This is a genomic window from Peribacillus sp. FSL M8-0224 (genome assembly GCF_038003055.1).
Taxonomy (GTDB): Bacteria; Bacillota; Bacilli; order Bacillales; family DSM-1321; genus Peribacillus; species Peribacillus frigoritolerans.
Window position 1 is genome coordinate 4,285,389 of the sequence record NZ_JBBOOJ010000001.1, and the last position, 16,605, is coordinate 4,301,993.

The 16,605-nt window shown below is 40.3% G+C and carries 18 protein-coding genes and 1 other annotated feature; of the genes, 3 read left to right on the forward strand and 15 right to left on the reverse strand.

All coding sequences use genetic code 11. From position 1 onward, the window contains the following. Positions 1 to 13: 13 nt before the first annotated feature. Positions 14 to 1,051 (reverse strand): LacI family DNA-binding transcriptional regulator, encoded by a 1,038-nt coding sequence (locus MKX49_RS20605; RefSeq protein ID WP_340877575.1) that lies wholly within the window; start codon positions 1,049 to 1,051, stop codon positions 14 to 16. Between the two features lie 239 nt (positions 1,052 to 1,290). Between MKX49_RS20605 and MKX49_RS20610 the strand changes: the two genes are divergently transcribed. Then, complete coding sequence (locus tag MKX49_RS20610) at positions 1,291 to 1,713, forward strand: hypothetical protein (RefSeq protein WP_340877577.1); 423 nt, start codon at positions 1,291 to 1,293, stop codon at positions 1,711 to 1,713. Between the two features lie 86 nt (positions 1,714 to 1,799). Here MKX49_RS20610 and argS read toward each other — a convergent pair whose 3' ends face one another. From argS to MKX49_RS20630, 4 genes are all read right to left on the reverse strand, one after another. Further along, complete coding sequence (gene argS / locus MKX49_RS20615; RefSeq protein WP_340877578.1) at positions 1,800 to 3,473, reverse strand: arginine--tRNA ligase; 1,674 nt, start codon at positions 3,471 to 3,473, stop codon at positions 1,800 to 1,802. Positions 3,474 to 3,513: 40 nt separating this feature from the next. Next, positions 3,514 to 3,732: a binding site (T-box leader), on the reverse strand. 67 nt (positions 3,733 to 3,799) lie between these two features. After that, the gene (locus tag MKX49_RS20620) at positions 3,800 to 4,342 is read right to left on the reverse strand and encodes a response regulator transcription factor (protein WP_340877579.1); all 543 of its coding nucleotides are present in this window, start codon (positions 4,340 to 4,342) and stop codon (positions 3,800 to 3,802) included. A 93-nt stretch (positions 4,343 to 4,435) separates the two neighbouring features. Beyond that, positions 4,436 to 5,467 (reverse strand): fatty acid desaturase, encoded by a 1,032-nt coding sequence (locus tag MKX49_RS20625; protein WP_340877580.1) that lies wholly within the window; start codon positions 5,465 to 5,467, stop codon positions 4,436 to 4,438. 268 nt (positions 5,468 to 5,735) lie between these two features. After that, positions 5,736 to 6,245 carry a DinB family protein gene (locus MKX49_RS20630; RefSeq protein WP_323598329.1) on the reverse strand — a complete coding sequence of 170 codons (510 nt, stop codon included), beginning with the start codon at positions 6,243 to 6,245 and terminating at the stop codon, positions 5,736 to 5,738. A 270-nt stretch (positions 6,246 to 6,515) separates the two neighbouring features. Here MKX49_RS20630 and MKX49_RS20635 point away from each other — a divergent pair, with 270 nt between their 5' ends. Continuing rightward, on the forward strand, positions 6,516 to 7,925 hold the full coding sequence (locus tag MKX49_RS20635) for a LysM peptidoglycan-binding domain-containing protein (RefSeq protein ID WP_340877581.1): 1,410 nt from the start codon (positions 6,516 to 6,518) through the stop codon (positions 7,923 to 7,925). A gap of 24 nt (positions 7,926 to 7,949) precedes the next feature. Here the strand turns inward: MKX49_RS20635 and MKX49_RS20640 are convergent, their stop codons facing one another. Both MKX49_RS20640 and MKX49_RS20645 read right to left on the reverse strand, forming a co-directional pair. Next, on the reverse strand, positions 7,950 to 8,846 hold the full coding sequence (locus MKX49_RS20640) for a DMT family transporter (RefSeq protein ID WP_340877582.1): 897 nt from the start codon (positions 8,844 to 8,846) through the stop codon (positions 7,950 to 7,952). Positions 8,847 to 8,889: 43 nt separating this feature from the next. Then, positions 8,890 to 10,023 carry an NADH-dependent flavin oxidoreductase gene (locus tag MKX49_RS20645; RefSeq protein ID WP_340877583.1) on the reverse strand — a complete coding sequence of 378 codons (1,134 nt, stop codon included), beginning with the start codon at positions 10,021 to 10,023 and terminating at the stop codon, positions 8,890 to 8,892. Positions 10,024 to 10,156: 133 nt separating this feature from the next. Here MKX49_RS20645 and MKX49_RS20650 point away from each other — a divergent pair, with 133 nt between their 5' ends. Next, positions 10,157 to 11,023: a LysR family transcriptional regulator gene (locus MKX49_RS20650; protein ID WP_340877585.1), complete on the forward strand. Its 867-nt coding sequence runs from the start codon at positions 10,157 to 10,159 to the stop codon at positions 11,021 to 11,023. Between the two features lie 65 nt (positions 11,024 to 11,088). Here MKX49_RS20650 and MKX49_RS20655 read toward each other — a convergent pair whose 3' ends face one another. From MKX49_RS20655 to MKX49_RS20690, 8 genes are all read right to left on the reverse strand, one after another. Next, positions 11,089 to 11,292, reverse strand: a complete 204-nt coding sequence (locus MKX49_RS20655) for a zinc ribbon domain-containing protein (RefSeq protein WP_034304303.1) — start codon at positions 11,290 to 11,292, stop codon at positions 11,089 to 11,091. A 429-nt stretch (positions 11,293 to 11,721) separates the two neighbouring features. Then, positions 11,722 to 12,264, reverse strand: a complete 543-nt coding sequence (locus MKX49_RS20660) for a hypothetical protein (protein ID WP_240660817.1) — start codon at positions 12,262 to 12,264, stop codon at positions 11,722 to 11,724. Between the two features lie 64 nt (positions 12,265 to 12,328). Then, positions 12,329 to 12,499, reverse strand: a complete 171-nt coding sequence (locus tag MKX49_RS20665) for a hypothetical protein (RefSeq protein ID WP_340877586.1) — start codon at positions 12,497 to 12,499, stop codon at positions 12,329 to 12,331. 152 nt (positions 12,500 to 12,651) lie between these two features. After that, positions 12,652 to 13,605: an ABC transporter permease gene (locus tag MKX49_RS20670; RefSeq protein ID WP_340877587.1), complete on the reverse strand. Its 954-nt coding sequence runs from the start codon at positions 13,603 to 13,605 to the stop codon at positions 12,652 to 12,654. Further along, positions 13,605 to 14,537 carry an ABC transporter ATP-binding protein gene (locus tag MKX49_RS20675; protein WP_340877588.1) on the reverse strand — a complete coding sequence of 311 codons (933 nt, stop codon included), beginning with the start codon at positions 14,535 to 14,537 and terminating at the stop codon, positions 13,605 to 13,607. Before MKX49_RS20675 ends, MKX49_RS20670 begins: the two co-directional genes overlap by 1 nt. Before the next feature lie 262 nt (positions 14,538 to 14,799). Further along, positions 14,800 to 15,042, reverse strand: coding sequence for a hypothetical protein (locus MKX49_RS20680; RefSeq protein WP_323598339.1), 243 nt, complete (start codon positions 15,040 to 15,042; stop codon positions 14,800 to 14,802). Positions 15,043 to 15,091: 49 nt separating this feature from the next. After that, positions 15,092 to 15,586, reverse strand: a complete 495-nt coding sequence (locus MKX49_RS20685) for a GNAT family N-acetyltransferase (protein ID WP_340877589.1) — start codon at positions 15,584 to 15,586, stop codon at positions 15,092 to 15,094. Positions 15,587 to 15,699: 113 nt separating this feature from the next. Continuing rightward, complete coding sequence (locus tag MKX49_RS20690; protein WP_340877590.1) at positions 15,700 to 16,353, reverse strand: HAD family hydrolase; 654 nt, start codon at positions 16,351 to 16,353, stop codon at positions 15,700 to 15,702. Between the last annotated feature and the right edge of the window lie 252 nt (positions 16,354 to 16,605).

Genomic DNA, 16,605 nt, shown 5'->3' on the forward strand with positions numbered 1-16,605 from the left:
AAGTTTAGAAGACTTATGATTTTTGTATAAATGGAGTCGTTTCCCTTATATTCAATTTCGCTTGATACGCCATTGTCTGCGCTGGGGAAGCCTGTCCATCAATGCGGCGCAGGATCATTTCCATAGCAGCGACCCCGATTTGGTATGTGGGCTGTTCAATCGTTGTAATCCCCGAATAAACGATGGTGCTCCAATCCGGATTATCAAATCCCATCATTGCTAAATCTTCCGGGACCGACAGTTTCTTTTCTTGTAAAAGTAAAATTAATTTTAATAGCACGACACTATTTGCCGTCAATATAGCTCTTGATACGCCTTTAGAGTCATCTAAAAAATGCTGGAGCTTGGACTCGACATCTTTTAAATCATCGACATTGACCTCATAAACATCTTCTGAACTCGGATGACTGTGGCTCATCAACGTTTGCTGAAAGGATAGCCGCCGCTCATGCCTGGTACTGACATTGCTGGCAGGTTCACTGAAAAATGCAATTCGTTCATAATTTTGGCCGACCAAATAATTGACCGCTTGTGAAGTAGCCTGAAAATTATCCAATCCTACCGTATCGATTTCAAGATTCGGCACCTTCCGATCCAAAAGGATGACCGGGGTCTTTTGCTCTTGCATCTGTTTTAGCATATCGTGATTACCGCCAGTCGTATGAATGATAAGCCCGTCGATGCGATGGGATAAAAGCATATCAAAATAGCCTCTTTCCTTCTCGGGGTTATTATCCGAATTGCAAATCATCAGATTATATCCATTCTGGCTGCATATATCCTCAGCCCCCCGAAGGATCGCCGTCGTATATGGATTGTTGATGTCCGCCACGATGATTCCAATCAAATAACTCTTATTGCTTTTGAGCCCTCTTGCCATCGTGTTTGGGCGGTACTCCATTTTGTTGATCGCCAGCTCGATTTTCTTACGGGTTTTGTCAGAGAGTTCATCAAATCTCCCCCCTAAATACCGGGAAACAGAGGTCTTTGAAACACCTGCTTCTCTAGCAACATCGTAAATTGTAACCTTTGCGTTTTCTTGTTTAACCATTACATTCATCCATTCGCGAATTTTGGAACCGGTTCCATTTTTATAAATATTAACACATTACCAATGAATGTCAATCCATTTTATTCAAATTCTTTTTCTTCCGCTGAAAATGGATAGCCGCATGGATCGACGCCAACCTCAAATGCCAAGCTGACAGCCGGCCTCCTTCATTTCCCCATATTAAAATACATTTACAAAATTGTATAATATAAACAGTTACAGAGAGGGGAAGGCTTTTTTTGATGAAAAATAAATATTCAAAATGGTTACTTGTTGTAGGTATATGTATGGGTGTTGCTATCGGAGGTTATATGTATTATTCCAGTATTGCAATTGGAGGCACATCTGATAATGGTATGTGGAAAGCAAATTATAAAAAAAACTCTGATGAAACAGTTGGCGGATGGATTGGACATGTTCAACAAAAGTCTGGTGGCAAGGTCAAGATAAAAGAAGTAAGCTTTACTGATAATGGAAAAATAGTAGTGGAACATAAGGGATTTACAGAAGGAAAAAGTGAAGATGGCTCTATTACAAAATTAAATCCATTATCAACGGATTTTTATTTGGGAGATCCTCCAAAAAAAGAGCATGTGTACAAGTTGCATATTACATGGGAGAAAAAAGGACAGCCCATGACAGATACCTTTCTTCTAAAATAAAAGAGCTTACGTTCATGCCAGGATTTATCTGATAAATTATGGAGCCATTTTGAAAAGATCAAAATGGCTCCTTTTAGAGACATGCATTACATTTTATTCGGCGCTGAAATTCCCAATAAACTTAGCGCATCCTTCAATACGATCGCAACGGAAAAAGCGAATGAGAGCTTCATTTGTTTCCATTCATCTTCCACTAGGATTTTCGAATGTGCATAATACTTATTGAATGCACGCGATACATGCAAGCTGAATTTCGCGATTTGTGATGGATCGGCTTGTTCAAATGATTTTTGGACAATGATCGGGTATTGCTCCAGCAGCTGGATGACTGGCCACGCATATTCGCCTAAAGCGTCATATTGGATGTCCTGCTCTTTAAAATCACCTTTTTCAAGCAAGGAGGAAATTCGCGCATATGTGTACTGTACATATGGGCCCGTTTCTCCCTCAAAATTCATCATTTGCTCTAATGAAAAATCAATATCGTTCATGCGGTTATTTTTTAAATCATTAAAGATTACCGCTCCAACACCGACTTGTCTTGCAACCAGTTCTTTCTGTTCAAGCGCTTGATTTTTTTCTTCAATATTGCGCTTCGCAGTTTCGATCGCCTCTGCCAATACATCCGCAAGCAGCACGACTTTCCCTTTACGGGTCGACATTTTCTTACCGTCTTTTAGCATCATGCCAAATGCTACGTGCTGTAAGTCTTTTGACCACTCATACCCCATTTTTTCAATGACGTTAAAGAGTTGTTTGAAGTGCAGGGATTGTTCATTTCCGACCACATAAAATGTTTTCTTTGCCTCATACTGTTTTTTACGATACATGGCTGCAGCTAAATCACGTGTGGCATAAAGTGTCGCACCATCGGTTTTCGTAATCAAACACGGCGGCATATCTTCCAATTGCACAACATAGGCACCTTCTGAAAGGGCAAGCAGGCCTTTTTCTTTTAGTTCCCCGACAACCGCATCCATTTTATCATTGTAAAATGCTTCGCCGGCATAGGAATCAAAACGGATGCCCAATAAATCATAAATCGTCTCGAATTCTTTTAAAGACGCATCCCTGAACCATTTCCACAATGCCAGTGCTTCCTCGTCCCCGTCTTCAAGCGACTTGAAGCTTGCGCGTGCTTGGTCATTCAATGATTCATCGGTTTCTGCTCTTTCATGGAACTTCACATAGATTTTCAATAATTCCTGAATCGGCGAAGCCTCGATTGCCTCTTTGTCCCCCCACAGCTTATACGCGACAATCAACTTACCGAATTGCGTGCCCCAATCTCCTAAATGATTGATACGCACGGCATTGTAGCCATTTTTTTCGGCAATGTTGGCCAGTGCATTCCCTATGACCGTAGAGCGTAAGTGCCCCATGGAAAAAGGCTTGGCAATATTCGGGGAGGAATAATCAATCACGACATTTCCCTTTCCAGTCTGCATCGAACCATACAAATCCTTTTCCTTTAATATCGTTTGCAGCACATTTTCCGTCACCATCTGTTGATTGACGAAGATATTCAGATAACCTCCCACTACGTTCACTTCTTGAATCAACGTACTGTTTAATTGTTGGGCTATTTCCGACGCAATCACCTGAGGCGATTTTTTGAATTTTTTCGCAAGAGTAAAGCACGGAAAGGCGACATCACCTAACTCCATCATTTTCGGCTTTTCCATTAATTTTTCTATTTCACTTGCTGGCATTTCATTGTTCAAAGCAGTTGAAATCAATTCTGCAATTGGTTTATTCATCGACATTTTCCCTCCTAAACAAAAAAGCCCCCGCCTCTAAATAAGAGACGAGAGCATGAATTCCCGTGGTACCACTCTAGTTGCCACAAATTGCGGCCACTTTCCATTGTTAACGAGGTGACTCCCCGATATTCCCTACTGAACGTTTCAAGAAATTTCTCCAAAGTGCGCTTCATTCATCCGACCTGCATTAGGCTCCCACCATCCCTAACTCGCTTTCCATTTCAAAATGAACTACTCTCTTCATCACAGAATTTTCAATATTATAATTTAATCCATCGTACACAATTTAAAAAAACGTGTCAACAGAATTTAAGAAACAAATCCTAACCAGCCGGTAACTTCATTTTATCCTTGATGTTCGAAAAATATTTTCTTACTGTCCCAATTGTGCCGCTTTGATTGGACGGCTCAATATTGGATGGACCATCGGCTAACAGCCCTAACACTCCCATTTCCCGGCCATTATGGCTGGAAGGCCCATCAATAAGCTCTGGGGAGTATATTCGCTTGCCATCCATTATGCAGCGAATCGAGCAGGCTAACTCATCACCCGGGTTATCCTTCAATAAATAACCACTTACATCCGCCTTTAATGCGAGTTGAAAATAACCAGTCCTTCGAAATGTCGTTAAAATGACCACCTTGCATTCAAATGACCTTAATGCTTCTGCTGCCTCAAGTCCGTTCATTACAGGCATCTCCATATCCATGATACACACATCAGGCCCTAATTGGTGTACAAGAGCCATCGCTTCTTCTCCGTTACTGGCTTGCCCGACAATTTCTATATCTTCTTCAAGATTGAGTAGAGAACTTATTGCCTCTAATAGCATTTGCTGATTCTCTGCAATGACAATTCGAATCATTTTTAAGTTCTCTCCTTTATCGAGTTCCTTATATGAAGCAAAGACTCCCCAAATCCGAGGATTATTAAGGGAGTCTGGAATGATACATGAACGTTACAGTTCAGATTTCACTTGAGTGGGAACACTTTTTTTCGTTAAATATTTTATGTCCTTGAAACTGACGAAATTCTTGGATTCCTCATCCCATAAACGGAAACGGAGTGAGCGCAAGCTTGTTGCAAGAGTGATCGTCGGAACGTTCTCTAAAGGCTGCGTATTATTATGCGCCATTTCCAATTTATAGTTAGGCACCCTTGGACTTAAATGATGAACATGATGGTAACCGATATTACCAGTAAGGAACTGCATCAGTTTTGGAAGCTTATAAAAAGAACTTCCCTCCACTGCTGCCAATACATATTCCCACTCTTCATTTTCTTCAAAATAAGAGTCCTCAAATGTGTGCTGGACGTAAAACAGCCAAATGCCGATTGAACCAGAAATCATGAAAATGGATCCTTGTACCAGAAGGAAAGACTGCCAGCCTACTGCCAGGCAAAGCAATACCGCAAAAACGACGATTAATACATTCGTCAAATACGTATTATTTTTTTCCTTCTTTCTAGCACCTTTACGGTTAAATCTATTTTTAAGAAGGAAAACATAAATCGGCCCCAAACCAAACATGACCAATGGATTACGATAAAAACGATAAGCAAAACGAAGTTTAAACGGTGCAGCCAAATACTCATCTACCGTAAGGGTCCAAATATCACCTGTACCCCGCTTATCCAAATTACCGCTTGTTGCGTGATGCACAGAATGCTCATGTCCCCATTGATCAAACGGGAATAAAGTCAAAACACCCATGATCGTACCGACTATTCTATTCGCACGGCGGTCTTTGAAAAATGAATGATGCGTACAATCATGAAAAATGATGAATATTCTCGTCAAGAATCCTGCAGCAAACACAGCTGGGATTAAGGCTAACCAATAAGAAACGGAAAGACTTATATATGCTAGGTACCATAGAATGATGAACGGCCCCAGGGTATTGATGATCTGCCATATACTTTGCTTTGTCGTTGATTGTTCAAAAGGAGCAATTTGTTTTTTCAAGGATTTCGTATTTTGCAAGGTCATATTTCAATTGCACTTCCTTTTATTTGTCGTTATCCATAGTATAAAGAAACCAACCTGATTTTATTAGTACCAGGTGTCATGACTAGAAGATGACAAATGTCATGTACAAGTCAATTCCAGTGACAAACGTAAAAAAGGCCAACCAGGAAGAACCGGTTAACCTGTTCACATATATAGGATTTCGTTATCTTCAAAATAACAGGCGGCCTTACTTTAACAACAGGACTGTAAATGCTTACAGTCCCATCAGTAAGCAAATGAAGGCCCGTTACTCCCCTTTTAAAAATAAATAAAGCCCATAATCCGTCGAAGTTGAGGCATAACCCATTTGGCGCAGCATGGCCGTGATATTGCCGCGATGATAGGTTCCATGATTCACGACATGCGGTACCAATTCGGCTGCACTTGTTTTCATTTGTCCGCCAGCTGGATTCTCAATTATAAGAGGCTTATCTAAATTTTCTTTTTGGCCAAGCAGCGATTTGTACCGCTCGGACAACTCAATAAACATGGCCTCCATTTCCTCTAATTCCTTTGACTCCATTTGTTCCTTCAGTTGTTCAGCCAGCTCCAATGCATGTTTCATGCTTTTACCGGAAAAAACCTCCGCCCACCCCAGATCGGAAAGATACACATGGGCCATCACACTCGATATCGATGAAAACACACTTTGAACTTCCTGATGGTAAACATCCTTTGGAAGCTCTTTTAAACGGTTGAAAATCTGATTATTTGCCCAAATGTTAAAATCATAAAACTGTAATGAAAAATTTGACATATAAACTCTCCCCTTCTATTTACAAATCAATTGCCCTTCATACGGAATAATTCGTCCCGCACGAAGGTTAGTAATGCCTTTCCACAATGTACCTCTATTTATATGGCTATTCTCCATAGTAAACTAGTAAAGTTAAATTTTACAAAGGGGAATAAAATCATTGTGAAAAAATTCTTTGGATGTTTTATCATGTTAAGCCTTCTTTGTATGTGTCTCTTTCCAACCAGTGGTCATTCATCAAGTAAAACCCAATCCATAGGTTCTGTTAAATTGGACAATACAAAAGTTTTTAGTTCTCCTAAATTAGGTTCCACTCTATTAAAGACCTTAAAGAAGGGCGAAGAGTTTCCCATCATTTCTACTTCGGTTGGGGATTCCGCGGGGCCCATCATTCATAAAGTGAAGTCTGGAAACACACTATGGAAAATAGCAAATCAATATGGTGTTTCAGTAAGTGAGCTGCAAAAAGTAAATAAATTAACCACTTCCGAAATAACTGTTGGCCAAAGCCTGAAGATCCCCCAGAAATATAAGATCCATAAGGTTGTATCAGGCGATACATTGTGGAAGATCTCTAATAAATACAAGGTAACAACAAGTGATTTGACGAAATTAAATAACTTACACACGGTTACCCTTAAAGTGGGCCAAAAATTGAAGGTTCCGGATTATTACTGCCAGGTTCAATTGCTTGGCGGAAAAAAGGGCTGGATAAAGAAATCCCAGCTTCAAAAAAAGGCGCAAAACCGTATCGTCATGGGCTGGAAGCATAATGGATCGAAAGAAAGCTATACCCAGCAACTTAAACACCCCAATTTGAATGTAGTATCTCCCCGTTCTTATACGCTGACGGATACCGGTAATTACGTTTCCGTTTCTGTAGATACAAAATACATCCAAGCTGCCCATAAACAAGGAAAACAAGTTTGGCAGCTTATCGGGAATAGATTTGACCCTGTATTAACTGGTTCTGTACTAGGCAATACAAAAAAACGCCAAAAATTAGTTTCAGCTTTACGCGATTCACTTGTTAAAACGAAAAGTGATGGAATAAATGTGGATTTCGAAAACATCGACCCCAAAAATAAGAAGGACTTTGTACTTTTCATCGGCGAACTAAAAAAGGCACTAAAACCGCATGGAATTAAAGTGTCTGTGGATGTCACCCGAGAAAATGAAGACCCTTATTGGTCAAAAAGCCTAGATAGGAAAGCACTTGGCAAAATAGCGGACTATATAATCATAATGGGTTATGACGAGCATTGGGGAGGGAGCCCGGTAGCCGGGTCCGTTTCCTCGTTACCTTGGATCAAAGAAGGAACCAAGCTTTTAATGAAAGAAGTACCTGCTCATAAGATCATATTGGCTGTACCATTTTATACGAGAGAATGGGTAACCGATTTGTCGACAAAAAAAGTGAAAAGTCATGACCGTACCATGGCTGAGGTCAACAAAATCATTTCAACTCAAAAACTTAAAAAGGTATGGGATAAACAGACGCAGCAAAATTACGTGGTGTATACTTCCAAAGGGAAAAAGCATCAAATTTGGATAGAAGATAAAAAATCGATGAAGCTCCGTATGGACCTGGTTAAACAAAATCAGCTAGGCGGTGCAGCTGCTTGGTACATTGGATCAGAAACCCCTGACATTTGGGATGTCTATCATTTTAATCAATAGGTACATGCATAAAGGAAAAAGGCCTCACATTGTGTGGGGCCTTTTCTGCATGACATCATTTTCAGTCGGTCCAGTCGTTTTAAGTGAATAGACAACCCCAATGAATATCAAGGAAATACCCAGAATTTGAATCCCGTCCGGTTTAAATCCTGAAAGCAGAATATCCAAAAGGATGGCAACTGCCGGATCGACAAAAATCATGAAAGATACTACATTTGTAGGCAAATGGCGAATACTATTAAAAAACAGCAAATACACGACGCCTGTATGGATGATGCCGGTAAGCACCGTATAAAACCATTCGGAAGAATTTAACGTTGTATATACGGAATAATCGACAAAAGGAATCAGTAATAGAAATCCAATGAACATTTGCAGAAATGTGGTCGCATATACACTCGTCTTTGTAATGCTCTTTCCTAAAAGCATGGTTGCCGCATAGAAAAAGGCAGCAATGATTCCATACACGATGCCCTCCCATTCAGGAGAAGATGATCGAAATCCATCTGTTCCCATAATGAGTAATGTGCCAATGAAGCAAAGGGAAATGGCCAAGATGGAGAATACATTCATTTTCTCCCTAAAAATGAGGCTCCCTATAATGAGTACAAGGATCGGCGCTAAATGATAAAGCGAAATGGCGATTGTCACCGATATCAGCTCAAAAGATTTAAAGAGGAATATCCAGTTCAACAAGTTGGCCACCGCGCAGAAAATGATCAGCATTACCTCCCTGCCATTCCATATTTCGTTCTTGAAATGTCCGGTAATCATCCAGGCTGCACATAAGAATACGGCAGCACAAATGCAGCGAACAAAAACCAATTCCAATGCAGGAAGTCCTGATAGTTCCGAAAAGAAACCGACAGAACCAAAGATTGTCATGGCTAGAGACAGTTGAAAAAGTGCTATTTTATTCATTTAATTTCCCCTCATGAAATTTCCAATTTTTACATTCATACTATCATTTCTCGGGCATGCCGTCACGAGTAATGATATTCGCCCACATTTGTTCCGGAATACTTAATGTACACCTGCTATCGCGCGGTAAGGTCGTCTTGATCTCTTCTTCCCTGCCTTCCATTATTTTGGCGGCCCAGTCCGGTTCCATCAGCAATTCCCTTCCTAAAGCGAAAAGCGGTATATTTTTCTCAAGCACAGCATTTGCTTCCTCTGGAGTATGGATCGATCCAAGTGATATGAAACTGGTCCTGCCAGCGATGACATCGCGGAGAATTTCGGTCCTTGTCAATCCCCTGTTCAATCCGCTTCTAGGCATGGACCAGACATTTTTAACAGAAAGATGCAAATAGGAAAGCCCCTGAGTTGCCAATTCATCTACCCATGCAACTGTATCATCCATTTTCAATCCGCCTTCTTCCGGTTCTTCGGGGGAGAAGCGATACCCAATAACGAATTCCTTGTCTGCATATAGATCACGGATCCGCTTCACCTCCGCGATGACGGCAAGTGGAAAATGCATTCTATTCTTCAAACTCCCTCCCCAATGATCTCTCCGTCTGTTGGAGTGGGGTGAGAAAAACTGCTGCAGGAGATAGCCATTCGCTCCATGGATTTCCACACCGTCGAATCCTGAACGAATGGCATGGCGGGTGGCTCTTCCAAAGTCTTGAATAGTGGATAGAATCTCAGTGTGGCTCATTGACCTTGGAATGTACTCTTCGCCCATTCCTTTATAAACGCTTGCAATGATTCCGCTCGGACTAACCATTTTTTCTCCGCCTGTACAGCTTGGAAGGCTCTCGCTTCCGCCATGATGAAGCTGGAGAATGGCTTTTGCACCTTTGGATTTGATTGTTTTTGAAAGCTCAGTGAGTCCAGCGATGCTTTGTACATCATATACTTTCATTTGCCGGGGAAAGCTTGTCGCAACAGGGGAAATGGCGGCAGCGGCAGTAATGAACATGGCAGGTCCATCTGCCCTTCTTTTATAGTAGGCTAATTCCTCGTCAGAAACCAAGCCATCCTCTTGACCTGAATAAGTGGTCATCGGCGCAACTACAATCCTGTTTTTAAGAACCGTTCCATTAGAAAGCGTGTACGGTGAAAAAATTTGCCCGTATTTCCGTTTCATCATTTCCCATCACCCATTCTTATTTTAATTTGTAATGTTATTGTATTCTCGACCACATCATAAGTAAAATGAATGTTTTTCATTACTTGGATTAGAGTTTCTCATGTATAATTCATAGAAGAAGGGTGTGGGGCATTTGAATTTTTTTCAACTGGAAGTCTTTTTACATGTTGTTGAACACGGAAGTTTTACGAAAGCGGGAGACCGGATCGGACTGACTCAATCAGGCGTGAGCCATAACATTACAGCACTTGAAACGGAACTTGGTGTGACTTTATTGAAGCGTGACCGAAAAGGAATAACACTCACGACTGCGGGAGAACAAGTCATTCCACATATGCGGGCCATTGCTGCCAACCTTGCACATATCGAACAAAAGATTGCAGCTGTGAATGGAATGGAAATCGGTAAAATAACGATTGGCAGTTTTCCAAGCTTCACTGCCAGATTCATACCAAAGCTATTCTCTATCTTTAAAGAAAAATACCCTAATATCGATTTGCTGATTCATGAAGGTGGATATGAGGAAATCTTAACATGGATCGAAGAAGGAACAGTGGACATCGGCTTTGCAGCAAAACCAGTAAAGAACGTGGAATTCATCCCTCTGCTAACAGATCCTCTATCAGCTGTCGTGTACGAAGGCCATCCGCTTTCAGGGAAAACCTCATTGACCCTGGAAGACTTCGTTGATCAACCATTCATCATGCTGAGATCTGGCTGTGAAACACTCATAGAAGATAGATTCCTGGAAGCCAAGATAAAACCAAACATTTCATACGACATTAAAGACAATCAAACGGTGCTCTCAATGGTAGCAGGAAAATTAGGCATCACGATTATGCCAGACCTGGCTTTACCGGAAAAACCCGAACGCATCAAAAGCCTGCCCTTGAACCCGGAACTTTCCCGGGAGATCGGATTGGTCATGAAATCAGCTAAACACCTTTCACCCGTCGCCAAGGAATTTACAAAAGTAGTTCAAGGCCATTTCATCGGATAATGGGCATTACGAAAAAAACAACAATCCCCTTTTCATGTAAAAGGGGATTGTTGTCGTGCCAATGATCATCCCAAGAATAGATCCAGCAGATTACTGCCTGCAGATGATTGCCTATTATAAAACTCCGAATAACCGCACTGCTTGCAATACACAACCGTAAATTGATTATTCTGGACATCGAACATTTTTGACAAGCCAGTTCCTGTCATGGCTACATCCTTCTTAGCAGCATCATTGCTACCGCATTTCATACAACCCTTTTCGCTCATGATCCTTCATCTCCCAAATTTATTAAAATGATAAATGCTTATAAATACCGGAGCTTCCCTGCACCGTTCATAATTACATATACGGATAACCTGGATAAATGGTTTCGGAATTGATGCAAAAATATGTAAATTCCAATGAGTACTGTTTTTATTGGCTGCCTTTTTTATTACGGTTAGATTTAATGGTAGGCAAGGCATTATACACACTAATTGCAAAATAATAGATTAAAATCATATGCATAGCATCACTTATAGGAACGGGGGTATCATCAAGCTTAAAAATAGCAAATAATGCATATACCCCAACAAATATGATCGGATAAATGATGTAATGATAGATGAAATTTTTTATGAACATATTCTTTATCGCATCGCTTTCTTATTCACTTAAACAGCTAAAACCGATAATCGGGGACGCTGGTGAAATCATTAAATGACATCTGCATCATCCAATCGTATTTCTGCGACCCTTCCACCTGGTACACACCAGAATTCCAAGGTAATATTTCGTTTATGGTCAATGTATCCGATAATATCGGCTCCCTGTTCATAACTTTTATAATAATGATCTCCGTACTTCGAAAGGACGTCCGCTTTCTTACTTCCTAATTTAATGCCTTTGCTTGTTTGAAGGGAGTTTTCAAATTGGGCGTCGTCCGTACTTGAAATGATCAACCGCATGATTTTCCCTTTATCCTCGTCTGTATTGATAGAGGCCGTTTTCAACCCGCCCTTCCAATAATAATAATCATAAGCCTTATTATTATCTTGATCGATGGGTTCTCCATATTCCCTGATGAATTCTGGACTCGATATGTTATCAAACACTTTAAATCCCCCGATAGATTCATCAGACAAATCTGTTGATTTTGTCAATTTTTGAGAGAATGCCGAGTACACATAGAGCCCTAACGCTATTCCAATAATTGTAAACACAATGACTAACTTTCGTTTATAATGCATTTTCCCCATCTTTAAATCTGCTCCATCTCTATCAGATTATTTCCGCGAAGTCCGCAATTAACTAGTGTATTGTTCATATGTATATGGAGCTACTGACTAGCAAACAGTAGGAACTGATCCCCATTACGAACCCTCCGCCTATCCCGATCACTACGCCTGCAACTGTCCATTGTGATATCACCATGCCCATTGGAAATAAAGAAAATCCTATAAGTCCAATTAATAGAACCTTGTTTTTATTCATTTTCCACCCCTAAACCCAACTGAATATCCTCATATTATCTTATACGGATAATTTTGGATAAAGGTTTCACTTTATGCCAGATTCAAAGCAGCAACATTCCTGTTGCATAAGAAAAACCGAAATCAGCCACTGATTTCGGTTTTTCGCTCTATTTAATTAGTGATATCTTTTTTCTGGAAGAAGAAGAAAGTTAGCGCTAAAAAGATAAGATAATAGATTCCGAGTACACCCATCGAGAATCCAAGTGTAGCTCCATCGAACATGTCTATGGTTCCGGAAATATAGCCCCTTAAATCGAGATGGGGGAATAAGACGAATTTTAACCACTCGTATTTTCCGATGAATGATTGAATGACCATATTTAATGTCGAGGAGGCAAATAGGATGAAAATGGATATACCTACTGCTAGTGCTTGGTTTTTAAATAATGTGCTTAACATGAAAGCGATGGTCGTGATGACCAGGAACCCTGGTATCCAGTAAACGATCATGTCCACGAAATATTCGCCGACTACCACCGGACTGAATTCGAAAGATGCAGGATCCATGATTTTGTCTGAATACGAACCATTGCCAAAGAATATGATTCCGATTAGATAACTGAATATAAGCAGGCTCGCAAGTAGTAACGCTGCAAACAACAAGGAAGTAATATATTTGGAAAGAAGGATCTTCCAACGTTTATAAGGCCTGATCAACAGTTGTTTAATGGTGCCATCGGAAAATTCCGAGGAAACGAGCGAGCTGCAAACAATAACGACGAATAAAGTGACAAATGATGTTAATGATGTAGTCCATTCAGCCATATAGGTCCAATTCGTGTTTAAGTCAGGGTTTATATTATCAGCCAACAGTTGCTTGTTGTAATTAATTTCTTCCATGATGGAGGCTTTTTCTTCTTCACTGATTTCCTTAGCTTCCAAAGCCTTTTCCTGTTCTTGGATATCGGCGTTTAACTCTTGCTTCCAATCTTTATCCGTTTCGTCAGGACTTAGTTTATAATCAATGACCGCAGCCCCTAATGCTGCCAATAATAGAAAAGCGATGAATATATAAGTTGATACTTTTGAAAAGATTTTCATCCATTCATTTTTTACTAAGGACATCATACAGACTCCCTCATTTCCTGCTCAGTGATTTCGAAGAATTTATCTTCCAGCGATTTTCTGGTTATGCCAATTTCAAAGACATCCAGATCATTTGCATTAAAACTCCTGTTTATATCGGCCGTTTGTTCTCGGGTGGCCGATACGGAGATTTTCTTCGCACCATTTTTTAGGATCGTGATATCCGCAAACTTTTCTTGAAGGATTTTTTTAGCTAGCTTCCCATCACTGACGGTGAAGGACACTTCATTGATCGTTTCGGTTTTTTCATCAACAATATGTTCTTTCGTATGGATCAGTTTTCCCTTTTCGATAACGGCAAAACTATCACACATCAATTGCATTTCCGATAGTAAATGGGATGAAATCAATATCCCGACGCCTTCACTTGCCAGTACTTTCAAATAATCACGAAACTCGCGAATCCCTTGCGGATCCAAGCCATTCGTCGGTTCATCAAAAATCAATAATGATGGTTTATGTAAAATGGCCTGTGCCACGCCAAGGCGCTGGCGCATTCCCAATGAATAGGTTTTAACCTTCTTATCGATGGCATGATCCAGTTTGACGAGCTTAATGACCTCTTCTATTCTCTCATTGGATATGTCATTGGATGACATCCGGGCATAATGCAGGATATTCTTTCTGCCTGTCATATATTTATAGAACTCCGGATTTTCAACAATGGCCCCCAATTCATTCATCGCACCTTCGAAATCATGATCGAGGTCACTGCCGTTGATCATGACCGTACCGCCCGTACGATTGATGAGACCTGTGATCATACGGATGATCGTGGTCTTACCAGCACCATTCGGACCAAGTAAACCAAATATTTCATTGCTTTTTATTTCAAAGCTCACATTGTCTACGATGGTTGCTTTTCCAATTTTTTTAGTTAAGGATTGAACCTTAAGAACCGATTCAGACATATAATACCTTCCTTTTTTATGAATTTCCAAAATCACACAAATTCAACATTACCATATTATGCATATTATTACTATACTGATATTCTTCTAATTGGGTATATTGAACCAATGCCTCCGCCGGCGTCAACTTCCCGCCCCCATTATCCTAAACACTGCCTTCACTTTTTTTCTTCGAAATAGCAACAACTCCTATATATCGTTACCATTTTATACGATTACGTAAGGAGAAAGTTTCAGGATTATTTTATTTGATAAGGAAAATTCACCATAATTTATACAATATATAGGAAAATCCGATAGAAATGGCCAGACCCAATGCCAATAGAAGGATTTTTCTAATAATGGAAGGTAAGAGCTTATATATCATCATTACAATTACATCGATGAAATTCGTGGGTACTCCGGAGCCGAACTCTTTGATTTCTTTCTTTTTGCCAAATATGGCGAACCACATTATAAAAAGACCGCATAAAATAAAAATGATGGAAAAAATCTTATATCCCATTGAATGTCACCCGTTTCCTCATAGGCTAAACGATATTGTTATTATTATCTTAACTTTCAAGTTTCAAAATGAATTCTTCAACCTCTTTGCCTCTTGCATGGGAATATCCTTTGTCCTCATCGAATCTTTCAAACCCGCATTTTTCCAGCACCCGGATGGATGCAAGGTTATCCTTGGCTGCACGGGCATAAACAGGGCGTGCTTTTATTTTCGGCAAAAAATGGAGCAATGCACATGTAGCGATCCCTTTACCCCAAAATTGCTTCCCGATCCAATAACTCACTTCCGGGTTACCAAACTGTTCAAACTTGAGAATGCTGCCTGCCACACACCCGTTGCAGAGTATGGTCATTTTTTGAATATCCCGGTTCGATAAGATGTTCTTCCAATGTGTCAAAAAAGCCGCCTTGTCTGATGGATCCTTAGATGTGAAAGCAGCCATATAGTTTGCGTCAGGATCTAATTGCTGCTCGAAAAAGATAGGAAGATCACTCTCCTTGACCTCCCGCAGCCGGACTCCTTCGTCATTCGTTTGCAATCCCATAAACTCATCCCCCACACCAAAATATAACATTCATTAAAACTGGAAAAACCGAAGACTCTGCCATCTTCGGCGCGGTTTCATTCTTTCATCTTACTATAATTACCGTTGAACTGTTATTGCTCAATATGCTTGATAACGTCAGACAAGCTCTTATCCGCCATGGATCGGAGGCGTAAATGATGGTTTTCAAAAGCTAAAGCGTCCGTCACGGGATTTGGTACGATTACACACTTTAACCCAGCAGTCAGGGCCGCTTGAAGACCATTTGACGAATCTTCAAATGCTACGGCTTCTGCAGGCTGAATGCCTAGGACTTCAATTGCCTTTACATACAAATCAGGCGCTGGTTTAACTTTCTCGACATCATCCCCTGTGATGATAATTTCAAAATAGTGTAACAGTCCGAGTTCCCCCAAATGATGAGTGACCCACTCTTTTGTCGAACTTGAAGCGAGGGCGATTTTATATCCATTTCTCTTTGCTTCTTCTAGATAATCCTTCACACCTTCACGTGCCTGTGCTGTTTTCATCTTTACTTCATGGAGGCTTTTTGCTCTGGATTCAATTTCTTCAATATTACACCTTCCCCCCAGCTGATCTTTGAAGTACTGATTTAGCTCAGTGTTATCGGTTCCGATACATGTAACAAAATGTTCGAGAGGCAAATCAGATTTATAAAAAGCCATCGTTTCTCTATAGGCCTCATACCAAACCGTTTCCGTGTCTAAAATTAAGCCATCAAAGTCGAAAATAACTGCCTTAATCATATGATTCCCTCCTTTAACCTTACAATAGAATTTATATTAACTTAAACGTACATGAATGAATGCCCCTGTTCAACCAAACGATTCCGTTAGTTTCATATGAAACTTGATTTTTTTCCATAATTCGACAATTAATAAGGATATGGTAACCCGATGTCCGCCTCATTTCTTTTCTTTCTGTTACATGTTTTAACAATTACTTAGTGCCTTCGCGGTGTTTTTCCTTAACTGCGCCTAAAAGAGTGATAGTTTAAC

Excerpts from the sequence above, each read along its gene's own strand:
- MKX49_RS20605 (WP_340877575.1), bottom strand. The coding sequence starts at position 1,051 with ATGGTTAAACAAGAAAACGCAAAGGTTACAATTTACGATGTTGCTAGA.
- argS (WP_340877578.1), bottom strand. The coding sequence starts at position 3,473 with ATGAATAAACCAATTGCAGAATTGATTTCAACTGCTTTGAACAATGAA.
- MKX49_RS20620 (WP_340877579.1), bottom strand. The coding sequence starts at position 4,342 with ATGATTCGAATTGTCATTGCAGAGAATCAGCAAATGCTATTAGAGGCA.
- MKX49_RS20625 (WP_340877580.1), bottom strand. The coding sequence starts at position 5,467 with ATGACCTTGCAAAATACGAAATCCTTGAAAAAACAAATTGCTCCTTTT.
- MKX49_RS20630 (WP_323598329.1), bottom strand. The coding sequence starts at position 6,245 with ATGTCAAATTTTTCATTACAGTTTTATGATTTTAACATTTGGGCAAAT.
- MKX49_RS20640 (WP_340877582.1), bottom strand. The coding sequence starts at position 8,846 with ATGAATAAAATAGCACTTTTTCAACTGTCTCTAGCCATGACAATCTTT.
- MKX49_RS20645 (WP_340877583.1), bottom strand. The coding sequence starts at position 10,023 with ATGATGAAACGGAAATACGGGCAAATTTTTTCACCGTACACGCTTTCT.
- MKX49_RS20655 (WP_034304303.1), bottom strand. The coding sequence starts at position 11,292 with ATGAGCGAAAAGGGTTGTATGAAATGCGGTAGCAATGATGCTGCTAAG.
- MKX49_RS20660 (WP_240660817.1), bottom strand. The coding sequence starts at position 12,264 with ATGGGGAAAATGCATTATAAACGAAAGTTAGTCATTGTGTTTACAATT.
- MKX49_RS20665 (WP_340877586.1), bottom strand. The coding sequence starts at position 12,499 with ATGAATAAAAACAAGGTTCTATTAATTGGACTTATAGGATTTTCTTTA.
- MKX49_RS20670 (WP_340877587.1), bottom strand. The coding sequence starts at position 13,605 with ATGTCCTTAGTAAAAAATGAATGGATGAAAATCTTTTCAAAAGTATCA.
- MKX49_RS20675 (WP_340877588.1), bottom strand. The coding sequence starts at position 14,537 with ATGTCTGAATCGGTTCTTAAGGTTCAATCCTTAACTAAAAAAATTGGA.
- MKX49_RS20680 (WP_323598339.1), bottom strand. The coding sequence starts at position 15,042 with ATGGGATATAAGATTTTTTCCATCATTTTTATTTTATGCGGTCTTTTT.
- MKX49_RS20685 (WP_340877589.1), bottom strand. The coding sequence starts at position 15,586 with ATGGGATTGCAAACGAATGACGAAGGAGTCCGGCTGCGGGAGGTCAAG.
- MKX49_RS20690 (WP_340877590.1), bottom strand. The coding sequence starts at position 16,353 with ATGATTAAGGCAGTTATTTTCGACTTTGATGGCTTAATTTTAGACACG.